This window comes from Microvirga medicaginis, from assembly GCF_052658925.1.
Genome location: NZ_JBQWEL010000006.1, coordinates 72391 through 91563, shown reverse-complemented (window position 1 = coordinate 91563; position 19173 = coordinate 72391). Strand labels below are relative to the sequence as shown.

At 62.8% G+C, this 19173-nt stretch carries 19 protein-coding genes and 1 tRNA gene; 12 read left to right on the top strand and 8 right to left on the bottom strand.

Translation table 11 applies throughout. The features are described from left to right. Nucleotides 1-13 precede the first annotated feature (13 nt). From ACUXUR_RS10280 to ACUXUR_RS10260, 5 genes are read left to right on the top strand one after another with little or no spacing between them, the layout of a single operon-like run. Nucleotides 14-1054, top strand: coding sequence for an ABC transporter permease (locus tag ACUXUR_RS10280; RefSeq protein WP_445502374.1), 1041 nt, complete (start codon nt 14-16; stop codon nt 1052-1054). After that, nucleotides 1054-1986, top strand: coding sequence for an ABC transporter permease (locus tag ACUXUR_RS10275; protein WP_445502255.1), 933 nt, complete (start codon nt 1054-1056; stop codon nt 1984-1986). The genes ACUXUR_RS10280 and ACUXUR_RS10275 overlap by 1 nt, the downstream gene beginning before the upstream one ends. Further along, entirely contained in the window at nt 1983-2819 is an 837-nt protein-coding gene (locus tag ACUXUR_RS10270; protein WP_445502254.1) for an ABC transporter ATP-binding protein, read from the top strand. Before ACUXUR_RS10275 ends, ACUXUR_RS10270 begins: the two co-directional genes overlap by 4 nt. A gap of 2 nt (nt 2820-2821) precedes the next feature. Further along, nucleotides 2822-3598 (top strand): ABC transporter ATP-binding protein, encoded by a 777-nt coding sequence (locus ACUXUR_RS10265; protein WP_445502253.1) that lies wholly within the window; start codon nt 2822-2824, stop codon nt 3596-3598. A gap of 34 nt (nt 3599-3632) precedes the next feature. Then, nucleotides 3633-4700, top strand: coding sequence for a dipeptidase (locus ACUXUR_RS10260; protein WP_445502252.1), 1068 nt, complete (start codon nt 3633-3635; stop codon nt 4698-4700). Between the two features lie 143 nt (nt 4701-4843). On the opposite strand, the gene ACUXUR_RS10255 is transcribed toward ACUXUR_RS10260, so the two are convergent. The 4 genes from ACUXUR_RS10255 to ACUXUR_RS10240 all read right to left on the bottom strand — a co-directional run bounded on the left by ACUXUR_RS10255 (nt 4844) and on the right by ACUXUR_RS10240 (nt 8784). Then, nucleotides 4844-5683 (bottom strand): ABC transporter permease, encoded by an 840-nt coding sequence (locus ACUXUR_RS10255; RefSeq protein WP_445502251.1) that lies wholly within the window; start codon nt 5681-5683, stop codon nt 4844-4846. A gap of 6 nt (nt 5684-5689) precedes the next feature. Beyond that, on the bottom strand, nt 5690-6559 hold the full coding sequence (locus ACUXUR_RS10250) for an ABC transporter permease (RefSeq protein WP_445502250.1): 870 nt from the start codon (nt 6557-6559) through the stop codon (nt 5690-5692). Then, the gene (locus tag ACUXUR_RS10245; protein ID WP_445502249.1) at nt 6556-7641 is read right to left on the bottom strand and encodes an ABC transporter ATP-binding protein; all 1086 of its coding nucleotides are present in this window, start codon (nt 7639-7641) and stop codon (nt 6556-6558) included. The genes ACUXUR_RS10250 and ACUXUR_RS10245 overlap by 4 nt, the downstream gene beginning before the upstream one ends. A gap of 69 nt (nt 7642-7710) precedes the next feature. Beyond that, nucleotides 7711-8784 (bottom strand): extracellular solute-binding protein, encoded by a 1074-nt coding sequence (locus ACUXUR_RS10240; RefSeq protein WP_445502248.1) that lies wholly within the window; start codon nt 8782-8784, stop codon nt 7711-7713. A gap of 168 nt (nt 8785-8952) precedes the next feature. Here ACUXUR_RS10240 and pip point away from each other — a divergent pair, with 168 nt between their 5' ends. Then, nucleotides 8953-9897, top strand: a complete 945-nt coding sequence (pip, locus tag ACUXUR_RS10235; RefSeq protein WP_445502247.1) for a prolyl aminopeptidase — start codon at nt 8953-8955, stop codon at nt 9895-9897. 142 nt (nt 9898-10039) lie between these two features. On the opposite strand, the gene ACUXUR_RS10230 is transcribed toward pip, so the two are convergent. Continuing rightward, nucleotides 10040-10825: a 3-hydroxybutyrate dehydrogenase gene (locus ACUXUR_RS10230; protein ID WP_445502246.1), complete on the bottom strand. Its 786-nt coding sequence runs from the start codon at nt 10823-10825 to the stop codon at nt 10040-10042. Nucleotides 10826-11043: 218 nt separating this feature from the next. Here ACUXUR_RS10230 and pxpB point away from each other — a divergent pair, with 218 nt between their 5' ends. Both pxpB and ACUXUR_RS10220 read left to right on the top strand, forming a co-directional pair. Further along, on the top strand, nt 11044-11766 hold the full coding sequence (pxpB, locus tag ACUXUR_RS10225; protein ID WP_445502245.1) for a 5-oxoprolinase subunit PxpB: 723 nt from the start codon (nt 11044-11046) through the stop codon (nt 11764-11766). Continuing rightward, nucleotides 11763-12797 (top strand): 5-oxoprolinase subunit C family protein, encoded by a 1035-nt coding sequence (locus tag ACUXUR_RS10220; protein WP_445502244.1) that lies wholly within the window; start codon nt 11763-11765, stop codon nt 12795-12797. The genes pxpB and ACUXUR_RS10220 overlap by 4 nt, the downstream gene beginning before the upstream one ends. Before the next feature lie 35 nt (nt 12798-12832). On the opposite strand, the gene ACUXUR_RS10215 is transcribed toward ACUXUR_RS10220, so the two are convergent. From ACUXUR_RS10215 to ACUXUR_RS10205, 3 genes are all read right to left on the bottom strand, one after another. Continuing rightward, entirely contained in the window at nt 12833-15034 is a 2202-nt protein-coding gene (locus ACUXUR_RS10215) for a malate synthase G (protein ID WP_445502243.1), read from the bottom strand. A gap of 161 nt (nt 15035-15195) precedes the next feature. Continuing rightward, nucleotides 15196-15271: transfer RNA gene (locus ACUXUR_RS10210), tRNA-Ala, on the bottom strand. An 82-nt stretch (nt 15272-15353) separates the two neighbouring features. Then, nucleotides 15354-15731 (bottom strand): TIGR02300 family protein, encoded by a 378-nt coding sequence (locus tag ACUXUR_RS10205; RefSeq protein WP_445502242.1) that lies wholly within the window; start codon nt 15729-15731, stop codon nt 15354-15356. 172 nt (nt 15732-15903) lie between these two features. On the opposite strand from ACUXUR_RS10205, the gene aroA reads away from it, so the two are divergent. The 4 genes from aroA (at nt 15904) to ACUXUR_RS10185 (ending at nt 19149) form a co-directional block, all read left to right on the top strand. Further along, nucleotides 15904-17250, top strand: a complete 1347-nt coding sequence (gene aroA / locus ACUXUR_RS10200) for a 3-phosphoshikimate 1-carboxyvinyltransferase (RefSeq protein WP_445502241.1) — start codon at nt 15904-15906, stop codon at nt 17248-17250. 7 nt (nt 17251-17257) lie between these two features. Then, complete coding sequence (gene cmk / locus ACUXUR_RS10195) at nt 17258-17881, top strand: (d)CMP kinase (RefSeq protein WP_445502240.1); 624 nt, start codon at nt 17258-17260, stop codon at nt 17879-17881. 77 nt (nt 17882-17958) lie between these two features. After that, nucleotides 17959-18762, top strand: a complete 804-nt coding sequence (locus ACUXUR_RS10190; RefSeq protein WP_445502239.1) for a DUF1194 domain-containing protein — start codon at nt 17959-17961, stop codon at nt 18760-18762. A gap of 9 nt (nt 18763-18771) precedes the next feature. After that, nucleotides 18772-19149, top strand: a complete 378-nt coding sequence (locus ACUXUR_RS10185; protein ID WP_445502238.1) for a methylglyoxal synthase — start codon at nt 18772-18774, stop codon at nt 19147-19149. Nucleotides 19150-19173: the final 24 nt, after the last annotated feature.

Here is a 19173-nt window from a genome sequence, read left to right as displayed (position 1 = left end):
GGCATCTGCAACCATGAACGGAGGCGGAGGGCATGGCGCCCTCCGCTTCTACCTTACAAAGACCGCTCAATTTGTTCTCGTGCTGGCGACGACCCTTCTCGGGCTTGTTGCCGTCACCTTCTTCATCGGCCGCATCGTTCCCATCGATCCGGTTCTCGCCATTGTCGGCGATCGCGCACCTCCGCAGGTTTACGCTCGCGTCCGGCAGGAACTCGGCCTGGATCTGCCGCTCATCGAGCAGTTCTGGATCTATCTGAAGAAGGCCGTCACCGGTGACTTCGGCAATTCGGTTCTCACCACCAATCCGGTGATGACCGACATCGCGAATACGTTCCCGGCAACCTTCGAACTTGCAACGCTCGGCACCATCATCGGCTCGGTCCTCGGCATTCCGCTCGGCGTTCTCGCTGCGGTGAAGCGCGGCAGCCTGATCGATCAGGTCGTGCGTTTCCTCGGGCTCGCCGGTTATTCGATTCCGATCTTCTGGCTCGGCCTCATGGGCCTGCTCCTGTTCTACGCCAAACTCGGCTGGGTCGCGGGCCCAGGACGCATCGACGTGACCTATTCCTATCTCTACACCCCCGTCACGGGCATCGTTCTGGTCGATACCGCCATGCAGGGCCAATGGGATGCGTTCTGGGACGCGGTTTCGCACATCATCCTGCCTGCGTGCCTGCTCGGCTACTTCTCGCTCGCCTATATCAGCCGCATGACGCGCTCCTTCATGCTCAATGAGCTGGCGCAGGAATATGTGATCGCGGCGCGCGTGAAGGGCCTGTCCGAAATGCGTGTGATCTGGCGCCACGCCCTGCGCAATGCCGCCGTGCCGCTGGTCACCGTGATCGCCCTGTCCTACGCGAACCTGCTCGAAGGCTCCGTGCTCACCGAGACGGTTTTCGCGTGGCCCGGGCTTGGCCAGTACATCACCAATTCCCTGCAGAACGCCGATATGAATGCAGTGCTGGGTGGAACCCTCGTGATCGGCGCGGTCTTCGTGCTGCTCAATCTCGTCTCCGACCTGCTCTATCGCCTGCTTGATCCGAGGACCCGCTGATGGCTGGATCCCCTGCTCTCTCTCCATCAACAGGCTTGCGGGCCTGGCTTCTGTCGCCTGAGCCGACCTCCCGCTGGCAGGCGCGACTCGGCCGCTTCTATCTCGGCTGGCGCTCCTTTGCCAGGAACCCGCTTGCGGTGCTGGGTCTCTGCATCGTGGTGCTGCTGATCGCCGTCGCCCTGCTCGCCGATGTCATTGCACCCTATTCTCCGATCGTCGGCGGCGACCTGCGCACGCAGCGCCTTCTGCCGCCGAGCGAGACCTTCTGGCTCGGCACGGACGATCAGGCGCGCGATATCCTGTCCCGCATCATCTATGGCTCGCGCATCACGCTCTTCGTCGTCGTCCTGGTGTCGATCATCGCGACGCCCATCGGCCTTCTGGTCGGCACCATGTCCGGTTATCTCGGCGGCTGGATCGATACGGTGCTGATGCGCATCACCGACATCTTCCTCGCCTTCCCGCGTCTCGTCCTCGCGCTGGCCTTCGTGGCGGCGTTGGGCCCGGGCATCGAGAATGCGGTCATCGCCATCGCGATCACCTCCTGGCCTCCTTATGCGCGCATCGCCCGCGCAGAGACGCTGATGATTCGCAACAGCGATTTCATCGCGGCCGTGAAGCTGCAGGGCGCGTCCACCCCGCGCATCATTCTCGGCCATGTGGTGCCGCTGTGCATCTCGTCGCTGGTCGTGCGCGTGACGCTTGACATGGCGGGCATCATCCTGACCGCCGCGGGCCTCGGCTTCCTCGGCCTCGGCGCGCAGCCGCCCATGCCCGAATGGGGCGCCATGGTGGCGACGGGCCGCAACTATCTCATCGATCAATGGTGGGTCGCCGCCATGCCGGGCCTTGCCATCTTCGTGGTGAGCCTCGGCTTCAACCTTTTGGGCGACGGCCTGCGTGACGTTCTCGATCCGAAGGCCGCCAAATGACGAAGCCGCTTCTCGAAGTCGAAGACCTCCGCGTCCGTTTTCACCTGCGCACAGGCATCGTCGAGGCGGTGCGTGGCGTATCGTTCCAGCTTGGCCGCGAGCGGCTCGGCATCGTCGGCGAGTCCGGCTCGGGCAAGTCCCAGACCGGTCGCGCCATTCTCGGCCTCACGCCTCCTCCCGGCGAGGTCACGGCCAAGCGCCTGAACTTCGACGGAACCGATCTTCTCACCGCATCGAAGCGCAAGCTCCGCGAGCTGCGCGGCGGGCGCATCAGCATGGTGATGCAGGATCCCAAATATTCGCTGAATCCCGTCATGACGATCGGCGAGCAGATCATCGAGGCCTATCAGGCCCATGCGAAAGCAGGCCGCGCGGAAGCGCGCGACAAGGCGCTTGCGATGCTGGAAGCCGTGAAGATGCGCGATCCGCAGCGCGTCTTCTCGCTCTATCCGCACGAGGTCTCGGGCGGCATGGGCCAGCGCGCGATGATTGCCATGATGCTCGTCACCGATCCCGATCTGCTCATCGCCGACGAGCCGACTTCGGCGCTCGACGTGACGGTGTCGATGGAAGTCCTGCGCATCCTCGACGAGCTCGTTTCGGAGCGCGGCATGGGCCTCATCTTCATCTCGCACGACCTGAAGCTCGTCTCGTCCTTCTGCGACCGCGTGCTCGTGATGTATGCGGGCCGCGTGGTGGAGGAGCTGGAAGCCAGGAACCTGCGTGAGGCGAAGCACCCTTACACGCAAGGCCTCATGCGTTGCCTGCCGACATTGGTGAATGACGTTCGCCCGCTCCCGACCTTGAACCGCGATCCTTCCTGGGCGCTCTGATCATGCTCGATATTCAGAACCTCAACGTCGTTTTCGGTACGGGCCGACTCAGGGTCGACGCGGTCAAGAACGTGAGCTTTACCGTCAAGCAAGGCGAGGCCTACGGTCTCGTCGGCGAGTCCGGCTCGGGCAAGTCCACAGTGCTGCGCGCCATCTGCGGTCTTGCGCCGATCTCCGGCGGACATGTGCTGGTCGACGGCAGGGAAGTCACCACGCCGCGTGACAGGACATTCTATCGCACGGTGCAGATGGTTTTCCAGGATCCCTACGCCTCGCTCCATCCGCGCCACACCGTAGACCGCACGCTCTCAGAGCCGCTCGCCATCCATGGTGAGAAGAATGCGGAAGTGCGCATTCTCCAGGCACTCAAGGAAGTGGGTCTCGGCCCCTCCTTCCGCTTCCGCTATCCGCATCAGCTCTCCGGCGGTCAGCGCCAGCGCATCGCCATTGCCCGTGCCCTCATCCTGCGCCCGAAGGTTCTGCTGCTCGACGAGCCGACCTCCGCGCTCGATGCCTCCGTACAGGCGGAGATCCTGAACCTTCTGGACGATCTGCGCCGCAAGATGGGGCTGACCTATATCCTGGTGAGCCACGATCTCGCTGTGGTGGCGCATCTGTGCGAGCGCCTGCTCGTCATGCGTCATGGCGAGGCGGTCGAGGAAACGACGGCCGAAGCATTACGCTCCGGCAAGGCAGCGAACGAATATACACAGTCCCTGATTCAGGCGAGCCAGGGCTTCACGCGTACATCCCCTCAAGCAGCCGCTATCGCCGGCTAAAGAATTTCTGTCTGATTGGATTGGCTGAAAACCCATGTCACATTCTCCCTTGATGCCTGTCTTCGATGGCCACAACGACGTTCTCCTGCGCCTCATGCGCGGGAAGATGCAGCCGGAGAAGGCGTTCCTCGAAGGTGACAATATCGGGCATCTCGACTTGCCCCGCATGAGGCAGGGCGGCTTCTTCGGCGGTTTCTTCGCGGTTTACGTGCCCTCCCCGGACATGGGTCTCGATGTCGATGCGCTCATGACCCACACGGAATACGATGTGCCGCTGCCGCCTGTGCTGGACCTCGCACCCAGCCAGCAGGTGACGGTGCACATGGCCTCGATCCTCATGCGCATCGAGCGCGCCTCCAAGGGCGAGGTGAAGATCTGCCGTTCGGCGGCCGATCTCCGGTATTGCCTGGACAACGGCAAGCTTGCCGCGATCCTGCACATCGAAGGTGCCGAGGGCATCGATCCGGATCTCTACATGCTCGACGTTCTCTACGAGAGCGGCCTGCGCTCCATCGGCCCGGTCTGGAGCCGCCCGAACATCTTCGGCCACGGCGTACCGTTCCGCTATCCCTCGACGCCGGACACCGGCCCCGGGCTCACCGAGCGCGGGCGCGAGCTGGTGAAGGCGTGCAATCGCCTGAAGATCATGGTTGATCTCTCGCATCTCAACGAGAAGGGCTTCTGGGACGTCGTCAGGCTTTCCGATGCGCCCCTCGTCGCCACGCATTCGAACGCCCATGTGGTGTGCCCGCATTCGCGCAACCTGACGGACAAGCAGCTCGCCGCAATCCGCGAGAGCCGCGGCATGGTGGGCGTGAATTTCGCCACCTCGTTCATCCGCCCCGACGGCCAGCGCAGCGATGACACGCCGCTGGAAGAGATGATCCGCCACATGGATCATCTGATCGAGCATGTGGGCGTGGATGGCGTCGGTCTCGGCTCCGACTTCGACGGCGCGACGATTCCTGCCGAAATCGGTGACGTGCGCGGCCTGCCCCGCCTCGTCGACGCCATGCGCCGGCACGGCTATGATGAAGCGACATTGCGCAAGCTCTGCTACGAGAACTGGATCAACGTCCTGGAGCGCACCTGGGGACGGTGATCCAGGTCCTTACCGGGATTTGCTTCTTACTCTCGTCATGGCCGGGCCCGTCCCGGCCATCCACGTCTTTGGAACCACAACACGCCAAAGACGTGGATCCCCGGCACAAGGCCGGGGATGACGAGGAGTGCTTGTGAGTGGGCTTAACGCTCCGCCTTAGCCGTCAGCGCGAAGATGCTCACGATACCTCCCACGCCCAGCATCAGCAACAGGCTGACAGCATTGATCGCGGGCGTCGCGCCCTCGCGCATCTGACCGTACATCGTGATCGGCAGCGGCGGCTCGGATCCGACGAGCATCAGGGTCGTATTGAAGTTCTCGAACGACATGAGAAGCGCCACGAGTCCTGCGCCGATCAGCGCCGGACTTAGGAAAGGCAGCGTGACCGTGCGCAGCACGCGCACGCGGCTGGCCCCGAGATCGAAAGCCGCCTCCTCCAACGACCGGTCGAACTTGCGCAGGCGCGCCGCGATAATGAGCGTGGAAATCGTCAGGATGAACGACAGCTGGCCCAGCACTACGAGTGGCAATCCGGGGCGCAGGAAATCGAGATCCGTCTGAAGCCATTCCTCCAGGCCGTTCGCCACGCGCGAGAAGAAGGCGAGGATCGAGATGCCGAGCACCACGCCGGGAATGACGAGGGGCCAGAGCATCATCATCGACAGGAAGGCCTTTCCAGGGAACTCGGCGCGCTCCAGCACCCAGGCATTCACGGTGCCGATCACCACGGCAAGCAGCGCCACAGGCACCGCGACCTTGAAGCTGTTGGCGATCGTATCGAGCCAGATCGGATCGGCCAGCACACCGGGTTTGCCGAAGGTGCTGCCTGAGCCGATGAACCATTCGAGCGTAAAGCCCTTCCACGGCGGGGACGGGAACGGGCTTGCGTTGAAGGCGAAGATCGCAACGACGAGAAGCGGTGCAAACAGGAAGATGTAGAACGCCGCGATGTAGAGTTTCCAGGCAAGGGTCGGACGGTTCATGACTTCTCAAGCCTGCTTCAAGGTGGTGCCCAGGCTCTGCCCGGTGAGGCGAAGCCCTGCCCAGACGATCGCGGAGGACAGCATGAGCAGGAGCATGCCGAAGGCGGCACCCTGCGGCCAGTTGAAGCGCGTGATGAACTGCGCGTAGATCTGCTCCGTGAACCACAGGCCGTTCTTGCCGCCAAGCAGCACCGGCGTTGCGAAATTGCCGACCGTGAGCATGAACACGATGATCGAGCCCGCTACGATGCCCGGCATCGCGTGCGGAATGACGATGCGGCGCAGTACCGTCCAGCGGCTGCCGCCGAGATCGAAACCGGCCTCGACGACGGACGGCTCCAGGCTCTCAAGGGCATTGGCAAGCGGCACGATCATGAAGAGCAGGCCGCCATAGACGAGGCCGAGGATCACCGCGCCATCATTGTAGAGAAACTCGGTCCTCTGCTCCGTCACCCCGATGGCCTGGAGCATGTAAGAAATCACGCCGGTCTCTCGCAGCAGCATCATCCAGCCGAGCGTGCGGACGAGTTCCGACACCCAGAAGGGCAGAAGGCAGAGCAGCAGCAACATCGCCTTCAGGCGACCCTGCGCCACACGGGCGATGTAGAGCGCGATCGGGAAGGCGAGCACGAGGGTGAGCGCCGTGACGATGACCGACATGATCGCCGTGCGCGCGAAGGTGCGCCAATAGAGCGGCTCAGTGAAGAACTCGAGATAATTGCCGAAGCCGAAGGCATAGACTCGCGGCGCCACCCTCTCGCTGAAGGAGAGAATGAGGATCTCCACATGCGGGAGCACGATGAGCAATCCCAGCCACAGAACGGCCGGAGCGAGGAGCAGAAAGAGCGTCAGGCTCTGGGCCGGTTTCCTGCTCATGCGGCAAAGACCTTCATGGCATCCGCCGTCCAACCCACATGGATCGGCGCGCCGACCTCGATGCCGGCAAGCGGACCAGCCTGCGGCAGCACCGCGCGGACGGGCTGCTCGAAACCGGCGGTGTCGATGAGCAGGCTCGAATTCGCGCCATCGAACAGAACCGCCGAGACATGGCCCTCAAACCTGTTGGGCAGGCCGCTCAACGCGAACGAGTCCTGCGCCAACGCAATCGCCTCGGGCCGCACAAAGGCCAGCGTCGTTTTATCCGCCACCTTGCCCTGTCCCTCGATCACCGTGCCGGAGGGCAGGCGAACGGCAACGGAGCCGTTGGAGGCGGAAGCCACTTCGCCCTGCCACTTGTTCGTCTCACCGACGAAGCTCGCGACAAATGGCGTTGCGGGATCATGATAAAGCTCGCGCGGGCTTCCCACCTGCTCGAACCGGCCCTGGTTCATCACCGCAATGCGATCAGACATGACCAGCGCTTCGGACTGATCGTGCGTGATGTAAACGAAGGTGGTGTTGAAGGTGGCCTGCAGCTGCTTGAGTTCGATCTTCATATGCTCACGCAGCTTGAGATCGAGAGCACCGAGCGGCTCGTCGAGGAGCACGAGCGTCGGCTCGAGAACAAGGCAGCGGGCAATCGCCACACGCTGACGCTGGCCGCCGGAGAGAGCAGTCACGCGGCGCTCGCCGAATCCTTTGAGGCCCACGCGCTCCAGCATGCGGTTGGCACGTTCTTCGGCCTCCGCGCGGGACGCACCGCGACAGGTCAGGCCATAGGCAACATTCTCGCCCACGCTCATCATCGGGAAGAGCGCAAGGCTCTGGAAAACCATATTCACCGGGCGCCTGTTGGCCGGAACGCCGATCATCGACTGAGCCCGGATGCGGATATCGCCGGACGTCGGATCCTCAAAGCCCGCAATCATGCGCATCAAGGTTGTCTTGCCGCAGCCGGACGGCCCCAGAATGGAGAAGAACTCGCCGGGAGCGACGCTGAAGCTCACGTCATTGACGGCCGCATGAGAGCCGAAACGCTTGATGATGTTGACGAGATCGAGATCGGTGGAATGTGCCATGGACGCGTGCCAGAAAAGGTCCTCCCCCGGTACGACACCGGGGGAGGATTAATCGTCAGGAAGCGGATGTTACGAACCGGCCTTCAGACGGTCGAGGATCTTGCCCTCGATCTCCTCGAGACCGGCCGGCACGGCCGGATACCACTTGATGTTGTCGATTGCGGCTTTCGGGAAGCTCTCGGCGAACTGATCCTTCAGCTTGCCCTGCATGAGCTTGTCGGCGCCGTTGGAGGCCGTGAAGTTGCCGGCGGAGGCGGCGACCTTCGCAGCAATCTCAGGGCGCATGTTGAAGTTGATCCACTTGTAGGCGGCATCGTCATTGCGGCCCTTGGCCGGAATGGCGAAGGTGTCGACCCAGCCCAGCGCGCCCGACTTGGGAGCGATGAACTTGATGTCCGCGTTTTCGGAGTTCAGCTTCCAGCCGCCCGTATCCCACGCCATGGCAGCGACGACTTCACCGGAGCGCAGCGCGTTGAGGAGCTGATCCTTGCCGTCCCAGAAGAACTTCACGCTCTTCTTGCACTCGGCGAGCTTGGCACCGACCTTCTCCATCATCGCGGTATAGGCCTTGGCATCGCCGTAAGCGGCGAAAGGATCCATGCCGTTGGCGAATGCGAAGGCGATGAGAGCCGGACGCTTCGCACGGAAGCTGGTCTTTCCGGCGAGCGACGGATCGCAGAGATCATTGTAATCGGCGACCTTCGGAGCGGCCTTCGTGTTCACGATGAGACCGTCGGTGCCCCAGATGTGCGGAACGCCGTAGACCTTGCCGTCGACGGTGGTGTTCTTCTTGGTGGCCTCGAGCATGGAGGCGATGAAAAGGTCGGACTTGAGCTTGGAGAGATCGAGCGGCTTGTAGATGCCGAACTCCGTCTGCGGGCCGGCGATACGGTCCTGGCTCGGCTGAACCAGATCAAAGCCGGCGCCTTGCGTTGCGCGCAGCTTGGAGATCATTTCCTCGTTGTTCGAGAGCGTGATCTCGACTTCGATGCCGGTTTCCTTCGTGAACTGGTCCACGACCTCTTTCGGAGCGTAATCCGCCCAGGTCAGGAGCCGGAGCTTCTCGGCCGCCTGTGCCGTACCGGCGATCATCAGAGCGGCGAAAGCCGTAGCCAGTTTCAGGCTGGCGCGCTTGGTCAACATGTCTTCCTCCAGTGTGGTCGGGCTATTACCCTGTTCCCCAGTTGCAAAGTTATATGACAGTGCAACGACACGCTAGGGGGTCCGAAGCCGGCTCACTAACCCTTCGGAGGTGACAGCCTCCTGCCCCACCTTTATGGATAAGCTCTGTTTTCCGGAGCCTTTTTCGCCATGCGCACCTTCTATCCCGAAATCGAACCCTACGATCACGGCATGCTCGATGTCGGCGACGGGCACCGGGTCTATTGGGAATTATGCGGCAACCCCAACGGAAAGCCGGTGGTTTTCCTCCATGGCGGGCCCGGTGGCGGCTGCACGCCGGTTCAGCGCCGGCTGTTCAACCCGGAGAAATACAAGATCCTGCTTTTCGATCAGCGCGGGTGCGGGCGCTCGACGCCCTATGCAAGCCTTGAGGCCAATACCACATGGCATCTGGTTGCCGATATCGAGCGCCTGCGCGAGATGATCGGTGTGGACAAGTGGATGGTCTTCGGTGGTTCCTGGGGCTCGACGCTCGCCCTTGCCTATGCGCAAACACATCCCGAGCATGTCACGGAACTCGTGTTGCGGGGCATCTTCACGCTGCGACGCTCAGAACTGCTCTGGTATTATCAAGAGGGAGCTTCCTGGATCTTTCCGGACAAGTGGGAGCATTATCTTGCCCCAATTCCGCCCGAGGAGCGCGGGGACATGATGGCGGCCTATCGCAAGCGCCTGACGAACCCTGATCCCGCCGTGCAGGCAGAGGCCGCGAGAGCCTGGAGCCTGTGGGAAGGTGAGACCATCACTCTTCTCCACAATCAGGATTTCAGCGACCAGTTCGGTGATCCGCACTATGCCATCGCGTTTGCGCGCATCGAGAACCACTACTTCGTCAATGAAGGTTGGTTCGAGGAGGGGCAGCTGATCCGCGATGCCTCTAAGCTCAAAGGCATTCCCGGCGTCATCATCCAGGGCCGCTACGACATCGCCACGCCGGCCAAGACCGCATGGGACCTGCACAAGGCTTGGCCCGAGGCGAAGTTCATCATGGTGCCGGATGCGGGCCATGCGGTGAGCGAGCCCGGCATCACCCATCACCTCATCGAGGCGACGGACGCTTTCGCGCAGGGGTGACGGTTATCGGCTCACCGTCATCCCCGGCCATGTGCCGGGGATCCACGCCTTTATCGCACAGCGGTTCCTCAAGACGTGGATGGCCGGGACAAGCCCGGCCATGACGAGAGAGGAGGGGCAGGTAGGGTGACTCTCGGTTGGCTTACTTCGCGGTCCAGCCGCCGTCCATGGAGAGGTTGGAGCCTGTCATCTGGCTCGCTGCATCCGAGCAGAGGAACACGGCGAGAGCCGCCACCTGATCGACGGTCACGAACTGCTTGGTGGGCTGGGCTTCGAGCAGAACGTCGTTGATGACCTGCTCCTTGGTGAGGCTGCGCGCCTTCATGGTATCGGGGATCTGGTTCTCGACGAGAGGCGTCCAGACATAACCGGGGCTGATGCAGTTGACGGTGATGCCATGGGTCGCCACTTCCAGCGCCACGGTCTTGGTCAGGCCCGCGATACCGTGCTTGGCCGCCACATAGGCAGACTTGAAGGGCGAGGCCACGAGGGAATGGGCAGACGCCGTGTTGATGATGCGCCCCCACTTGCGCGCCTTCATGCCAGGAACCGCAGCGCGGATGGCATGGAAGGCGGAGGAGAGATTGATCGCGAGGATCTGATCCCACTTCTCGATGGGGAACTCCTCGACCGGCGAGACGAACTGGATTCCTGCGTTGTTGACGAGAATATCGACGCTGCCTAGCGTCTTCTCGGCCTGATGGATCATGTCGGCGATCTCATCGCTTTTCAGCATGTTGGCGGGCGAATAGACGGCCTTCACGCCGAACTCGCTCTCGATGGCGGCGCGGGTCTTCTCGATCTCGGCCGCATCGCCGAGGCCATTGATGACCACGTTCGCGCCTTCCTTGGCAAGCGCCCGGGCAACGGCCAGGCCGATACCGCTGGTGGAACCGGTGATGACGGCGTTCTTCGATTTCAAGGTCATAATCTACTCCGCATGGGCTTTAAGGCCTCAGGGCCCTTGGGTGAGGGTTCACATAGCACGAAGGGGAAAGTGGAGTTGAGTCTAGCAAAAAGGAGCATGCCCTGCCGAGCGGCAGGGGCCGCTCCCATCTGCATCCGCTGCATGGCGCAGCATCACCCTTGCCATTGTCGCCCCTCGTCCAATGTGAGAGAGGTTTGGGGTGAAGATTGAATGGGTGAATGGTGCAGACACCACGGTTCCTTCCCTGCGGCGATACCGCCTTGACGGTTGAGTTCGGAAGCGCGATCGATCCTGAACTCAACGGCAAGGTGCTCGCGCTCGACGCCCTGTTGAAGGCGAGCCCGCCTGCGGGTCTCATCGAGACCGTCCCCACCTATCGTTCCCTCACATTGCAATTCGATCCCACGGTGACGGATTTCGAAGCGCTCATTCGCCAGATCGAAGGGGCCGCACGCGATCTGTCACCGCAAAGTTCGACCGGCACGCGCTGGCGCGTACCGGTGGTCTATGGCGGCGAATACGGGGTCGATCTGGAGAATGTGGCGCAGCACCACGGTCTGACACCATCCCAAGTCGTCGAGATCCATTCGAGCGCCGTCTATCGGATCTACATGATCGGCTTTCTGCCGGGATTCGCCTATCTCGGCGGTCTCGATCCGCGCCTTGCCACATCGCGCCGCACTCAGCCGCGCCTGAAGGTTCCAAGCGGCTCGATCATGATCGGCGGCGAGCAGGCGGGCATCGTGCCCATGGAGATGCCGAGCGGCTGGCATCTTCTGGGACGCACGCCGGTGTTGAGCTACGCACCCGAACGTGATCCCGTCTTTCTCTTCACGACCGGTGACGAGATCGTGTTCGAGCCCATCGATCCTTCGCGTTGGGATGTGCTTGAGAAAGCAGCCTTGGCCGGCGAGCCTGTTGCCGAGCGGGTGCAAGAATGACGGGCCTCGTCGTGGAAAGCTGCGGCCCGATGACGAGCCTGCAGGATTGGGGGCGCATCGGCTATCAGCGTTTCGGCGTCTCGCCGTCCGGCGCGATGGATCGCCGGTGCCTTGCCATGGCGAATGCGCTCGTCGGCAATGGGCCGGAAGCAGCGGCCATCGAGTTCATGAATCTCGGCGGCAACTTTACTTGCGAGGGAGGCGCATTGCGTCTGGCACTCGTGGGTGCAGGCTGCACCGCCAGCGTCAACGATGCGTCCGTCGGGCCCAACACGACTATCGTTCTCAACGAAGGCGATACGCTGCGGGTCAGCCATGCACGCACCGGCACTTTCGCCTATCTCGCCGTCGCAGGCAGCTTCCTCATCGCTCCGCAGCTCGGCAGCTTGTCCTTCCATCCGCGTTCGCGTCTTGGTGGGTTGGAGGGTGCGCCGCTGAAGGCAGGCGACCGCCTTCCCTGCAAGGCGGATCAGCAAGATCGCGCAGCGATGCACCTGCCCCTCGATCCGTTGGAAGAGGCTGGCCCCATCCGCGTGATGATGGGACCGCAGGACGATTATTTCACCGAAGATGCGATCCGCACTTTCCTGAATGCCCAGTTCGCCGTCAGCCCTCAGGCCGACCGCATGGGCTTTCAGCTGAACGGTCCTCAGCTCGACCATGCAAAGGGTTTCAATATCGTCTCGGATGGCATCGTGGACGGTCATATCCAGGTGCCGGGCAGCGGCCTCCCCATCGTGCTCATGCGTGACCGGCAGACGGCTGGCGGCTATCCGAAGATCGCCACCATCATCAGCGCCGACCTCGCACGCTTTGCGCAGATGCGCCCCGGCACGCCTGTACGTTTCCGTGCCGTGTCCCGTGCGGAAGCGGTCGCGGCCGCGCGTCAGATGAAGGAATGGCTGGCCGCGCTTCCCTCCGCTCTCGTGCCGCTGCGCTTCGAGCTCACGACGGAGCATCTTTTGGGTACGAACCTGATCGGCGGCATGGTGGATGCGTTGTCTCACAAGGCATCCGATCACTCTTCTTGAAAAAGTTCGGGGCACCAGAGGTGCCCCGCTCATTCTTACTTCGTTTTCACGCCGCTCTCATCCGAGCGATCCGCCGCGCCCGAGGCTTTCGCCTCACGACGGCGCGCGTGAAGAACCCACTCGGTGTAGCCGTTGGGCTGCTCCACGCCTTTGAAGATCAGGTCGCAGGCTGCCTGGAAGGCAGGACCGTTGAAGCCCGGCGCCATGGGCTTGTAGAGCGGATCGCCGGCATTCTGCCGATCCACAACTTGAGCCATGCGGCGCAGGGTCTGCATCACCTGGTCCTGCGTGACGATGCCGTGGCGCAGCCAGTTGGCGAGGTGCTGGCTGGAAATGCGCAAAGTCGCGCGATCTTCCATCAGGCCCACATCGTGAATGTCCGGCACCTTCGAGCAGCCGACGCCTTGGTCGATCCAGCGCACCACGTAGCCGAGGATGCCCTGGCAATTGTTGTCGAGTTCCTGCTGCACGGCATCCGGCGCCCAGTTGGATTGCGACACTGGAATGGTGAGGATATCCGAGAGCTTTGCGCGCGGGCGCGACTTCAGCTCGGCCTGTCGCTCCTGCACGTTCACCTGATGATAGTGCAGCGCGTGGAGCGTCGCGGCGGTCGGTGACGGCACCCAGGCGGTGTTCGCGCCCGCCTGCGGATGGCCGATCTTCTGCGCCAGCATATCCGCCATCTTGTCGGGCGCGGCCCACATGCCCTTGCCGATCTGCGCGTGGCCCGGAAGGCCGCAGAGCAGGCCCACATCCACGTTGTTGTCCTCGTAGGCCTTGATCCAGGCCGTCGACTTCATGTCGTTCTTGCGGATCATGGGACCCGCTTCCATCGAGGTGTGGATCTCGTCGCCCGTGCGATCGAGGAAGCCTGTGTTGATGAACACGATGCGCTCGGCGGCAGACTTGATGCAGGCCTTGAGGTTGACCGTCGTGCGGCGCTCCTCGTCCATGATGCCCATCTTGAGCGTATTGCGCTGGAGACCCAACATGTCCTCCACGGCAGCGAACAGATCGCTGGCGAAGACCACCTCGTCCGGCCCGTGCATCTTGGGCTTCACGATATAGACCGAACCCGTGCGGCTGTTGCGGACGGGTCCCTTGTTCTTGAGGTCGTGGATGGCGATCAGCGACGTGACGGCGGCGTCGAGAATCGTCTCAGGAATTTCCTTGCCCGCCTCGTCCAGCACCGCATCGGTGAACATGTGGTGGCCTACATTGCGCACCAGCATGAGGCTGCGGCCATGCAGGCGAACCTCGCCGCCATTTGGCGCGGCATAGACGCGATCAGGGTTCAGCTTGCGCTCAATGGTGCGGCCGCCCTTCTCGAAGCTCTCGACGAGGTCACCCTTCATCAGACCGAGCCAGGTGCGATAGACTTGCACCTTGTCCTCCGCATCCACCGCCGCGACGCTGTCCTCCAGGTCCATGATGGTGGACACGGCCGATTCGATCACGAGATCCGCCACACCCGCCGGATCGTCCGCGCCGATCGGGTTCGAACGATCGATCTTGATCTCGATATGCAGGTTATTGTGGGAGAACAGCACGGCGGAGGGGTTTTCCGCGTCGCCCTGGTAACCGGCCAGCTGGGCTGCATCCTTCAGCCCCGTCTCGCTGCCATCCTGGAGCTTGACGACGAGAGCGCCGCCCTGAAGCGCATAGGCAATGGCATCCTTGTGGCTGCCCTTGGCGAGCGGAGCCGCCTGGTCGAGCAGCTCGCGGGCGCGGGCCACCACCTTGGCGCCACGCACCTTGTTGTAGCCGCCGGAGCGCGCAGCCCCGCCCTCCTCCGGGATCGCATCCGTGCCGTAGAGGGCATCGTAGAGGCTGCCCCACCGCGCATTGGCGGCATTGAGCGCATAGCGGGCGTTGGAGACCGGCACCACGAGCTGGGGACCGGCGATGCGGGCGATCTCGTCATCGACGTTCTGCGTCTTGACGGCAAAATCTTCGGGCTCTGGCAGCACATAGCCGATATCGCGCAGGAAACGCTCATAATCGGTATGGTCGAAGGCCTTGCCGGCCTGGGCGCGGTGGTAATCGTCGATCTGCGCCTGGATCCTGTCGCGAACGGCGAGAAGCTCGCGGTCGCGCGGAGCGAATTCTTTGACGAGCCCGGCCAGCCCCTTCCAGAAGGCTTCCGCCGATACGCCTGTGCCGTTCAGGGCCTCCCGCCCGATGAAATCATGGAGGACCGGTGCAACCTGGAGGCCGTTCGTCTGGACGCGCGTCATTGTTCCCGCTTTCGTGGAGTGAACATCCTTGCCTTAGCTTAAGGCGCAGCGACTAAAAATGAAGATGAACGCTCTTTCCATGAGACAAAGGGCTGAGCCGAAGAGCAATTTTGTGGCCCAGCAACAAAAAGCCGCCCGAGAGGCGGCTGTTTTGAGAGATTTGGTGGAGCCAGGCGGGATCGAACCGCCGACCTCTTGCATGCCATGCAAGCGCTCTCCCAGCTGAGCTATGGCCCCACTTGAACCGCGGTGCTTGGGGCACCGCGGCAGGTCGCTGCGAGATGCAGCGGCGTCTCTATAGTCGTGTCTGGGCTGAGGTTCAAGCCTCTTCGTCGTCTTCCAGATCACTATCGATCAGATCAGACACGTCATCGTCGCCCTCTTCCTCGTCCTCGAGGAAGGTGTCGTCGGTGTCGTCATCGCCCACGTCGATATCGTCATCGACCGGGATGTCCTTCTCGTTCTCGCCAGCCTCGACCTCATCGAGGGAGACCATCTCCGGACCGGCGGCTTCGAGTTCGGTATCCTCGTCGTCATCGGTGGAGCGGGCGACTGCAGGCGCAGCGGCACGGCTCAGGGCCACAGCCTGGAAGACGGTGCCGCACTTCGGACAGACCGCCGGGTCCCTGTTGAGATCGTAGAATTTCGCGCCGCAGCTCATGCACTGGCGCTTCAAGCCGAGTTCCGGTTTGGCCACGGGTGATTGCCTCTAGAGTGGATGGTTGGGAACGCTCCCGTTAGTCATGAGGGGAGGCCTTGTCAAATAGGAAATTGCATAGAAGGGGTCAGCCTCGTCCACCTTGGACGTGACGGCGCGAAATACCCGTGTTAGAGCCCGCCTCAAAGAGAAGGCTCAAGGAATTAAGACAATGTCGCACGCGCATGGCCCTGCCTCCCCCGTCTCCAGCAGGTCTGGTAATGCCCTGAAAGGGCGTATCCGCGTTCCCGGCGACAAGTCCATTTCCCACCGCTCCATGATTTTTGGGCTTCTTTCCATTGGCGAGACCCGTGTCGAAGGGCTTCTGGAAGGTGATGACGTGCTGCGCACGGCGGAAGCTTGCCGGGCGCTCGGCGCCACCATTACCCGGGAGGCTCTGGGCCGTTGGCGGATAAAGGGCGTAGGCATCGGCGGCCTCGTCGAGCCCAAGGGAATCCTCGATTTCGGCAATGCAGGCACCGGCTCCCGCCTCATGATGGGCGTCGCCGGAAGCCATCCCATCACCACTAGGTTCGATGGCGACGCTTCTCTCCGCAAGCGCCCCATGCGCCGCATCCTCGATCCGCTCGTGCAGATGGGAGTGACGGTGGTGAGCGAGGCCGAGGGCGGCCGCGTTCCCCTGACCCTGCGCGGGCCCAAGGAAACGATTCCGATCACCTATGAGACTCCGGCAGCCTCGGCCCAGATCAAATCGGCCATTCTGCTGGCGGGTCTCAACTCCCCCGGTCGAACCACGGTGATCGAGCGCGAGGCGACCCGTGATCACACGGAGCGGATGCTGCGCCATTTCGGCGCAACGGTCGAGGTCGCGCTCCACGGCGCCGATGGCCGCGCCATCACCCTCCAGGGCCAGCCCGAGCTTCGCGGCACGGATATCGTTGTGCCCACCGACCCCTCCTCTGCCGCCTTCCCGCTGGTGGCGGCGCTCATCACTCCCGGCTCGGACATCGTCCTTGAAGGCGTGATGATGAACCCGCTCCGCACGGGTCTCATCACCACCCTTCTGGAAATGGGCGCCTCGATCGAGCGCCTGAACGAGCGCGATGAGGGCGGTGAGACGGTGGCAGACCTGCGCGTGCGCCACAGCAAGCTTGCCGGCGTCACGGTTCCTCATGGCCGGGCCCCGGCGATGATCGACGAATACCCGATCCTGGCGGTCGCAGCCTCCTTCGCGGAAGGCACCACCCGCATGCAGGGCCTGCACGAGCTGCGCGTGAAGGAATCGGACCGCTTGGCCGCCGTGGCGGCAGGCCTCGCCGAGGCTGGCGTCGAGCATGAGATTCAAGGCGACGACCTGATCGTCCATGGTTCCAGAACGGTTCGCGGCGGCGGCAACCCGGTTGCGACCCATCTTGATCACCGCATCGCCATGTCCTTCCTCGTGATGGGTCTGGCCACGCAGGAGCCCGTGACGGTGGACGATGGCGCCATGATCATGACCAGCTTCCCCACCTTCATCCCGCTCATGCGCGAACTCGGCGCCACGATCCAGGACTGAGCCGCCCATGATCATCGCAATCGATGGCCCCGCCGCTTCGGGCAAGGGAACCCTGGGCAAGCGCCTCTCGGAGCATTTCGGCTTCGCGCATCTCGACACCGGCCTGCTCTACCGAGCCGTCGCCCGCGTGATGCTCGACCGGGAGATCGCCCTGACTGACCAGGATGCAGCCCATGAGGTGGCGCTCAATCTCGATGTGACCCACCTCGACGATCCGCGCCTGCGAGGCGCCCAGATGGGCGAAGCCGCTTCCGTGATTTCCGGCTATCAGCCCGTTCGCGATGCGCTCCTTGCCTTCCAGCGCCAGTTTGCCGAGCAGCCCCCGGGAGCCGTGCTCGACGGGCGGGATATCGGCACCGTGGTCTGCCCTCACGCAGACGTGAAGCTCTTCATTACGGCGACTCCCGAGGAGCGCGCCCGCCGCCGTCATATCGAGTTCCAGAAGCGCGGCGAGCGGACGGAGTACGAGACCATTCTCGGGGATATTCGCCGTCGCGACGAGCGTGACATGAACCGGGCGACGGCTCCTCTGAAGCCCGCGGCAGATGCGATCACCCTCGATACGACGCATCTCGACGCCGAGGCGGCTTTCCAGGCAGCGCTCGATCTCGTCAAAGCCAAGGTTGCGTAACCATAACGTGAGCTTGCTTCAGCTTCAGAAGCTGGCACACTGAGCGAACCAGTCCGCCTCCGCTCAAGGAGAATTCGATGGTTCGCTCAAGGCTTACCCATCTGGCAGCAGGACTCGCATTGCTGTGGACCTGTGGTCTTTCTCTCCCGGCTCGGGCCGAGAGCGAGGTCGACCTTGCTCTCGTGATTGCCGTCGATATCTCCTTCTCCATGGACACGGATGAGCAGGCTCTGCAGCGGGAGGGCTTTGCACAAGCCTTCCGCTCCCCGCAGGTTCACGATGCCATCCGCAGCGGCATGCTAGGCAAGATCGCAGTGACCTACATGGAATGGGCCGGATCTCCGGATCAGAAGGTGATCGTGCCCTGGACGATCCTCGACAATCCCGAGAGCCTCATGGCCTTCGCGGACAAGATCTCCTCGACCCCGCTGCGGCGCGCGCAGCGCACCTCGATTTCCAGCGCCATCGATTTCGGGGTAAAGCTGCTCGAGGGAAGCGACATTCAAGCCGCCCGGCAGGTGATCGACGTGTCAGGCGACGGCCCCAACAACCAGGGGCGGGGCGTGGTCCAGGCACGCGATGAGGCGCTGGCCAAGGGGATCACCATCAATGGGCTTCCGATCATGCTGCGCAAGCCCGGCTATCTCGACATCCCCGAGCTTGATGTCTATTACAAGGACTGCGTGATCGGCGGCCAAGGGGCCTTCACGGTTCCCGTTCGAGAACGCGAACAGTTCATCGAGGCTATCAAGACCAAGATCCTGCTTGAGATCGCCAACCTCATGCCCGAGCGGCCTCCCCGTATCAACCGCGTTCAAAGCGCGTCTCCCACGAACTGCCTGGCCGGCGAGATGCAGTGGCGTGACCGCTGGAGCAACTGAGCCTCACTCATGACGAAGCTGACCCTGGCGCTCGTGGCCCACGACGCCAAGAAAAATGACATGGCCGATTTCGTCGCCATGTACGAGAACGATATTCGCCCCTTCACGCTGTTTGCCACCGGCACCACCGGCGGACGCGTGATGGAGCGCTGCCCCTCTCTTTCCATCACGCGCCTGAAGAGCGGCCCGCTCGGCGGTGACCAGCAGATCGGCGCGATGATCGCGGAAGGAAGAATCGACGCCCTGTTCTTCTTCGTCGATCCGCTCTCGCCTCATCCGCACGACGTGGACGTGAAGGCGCTGATGCGCCTCGCCCTCGTCTACAACATCCCGATGGCGCTCAACCGCGCCACGGCGGAGCGGCTGATCGAATCCTTTCGGGAATAAGTACTCTCACAAAGCCTCACCCTG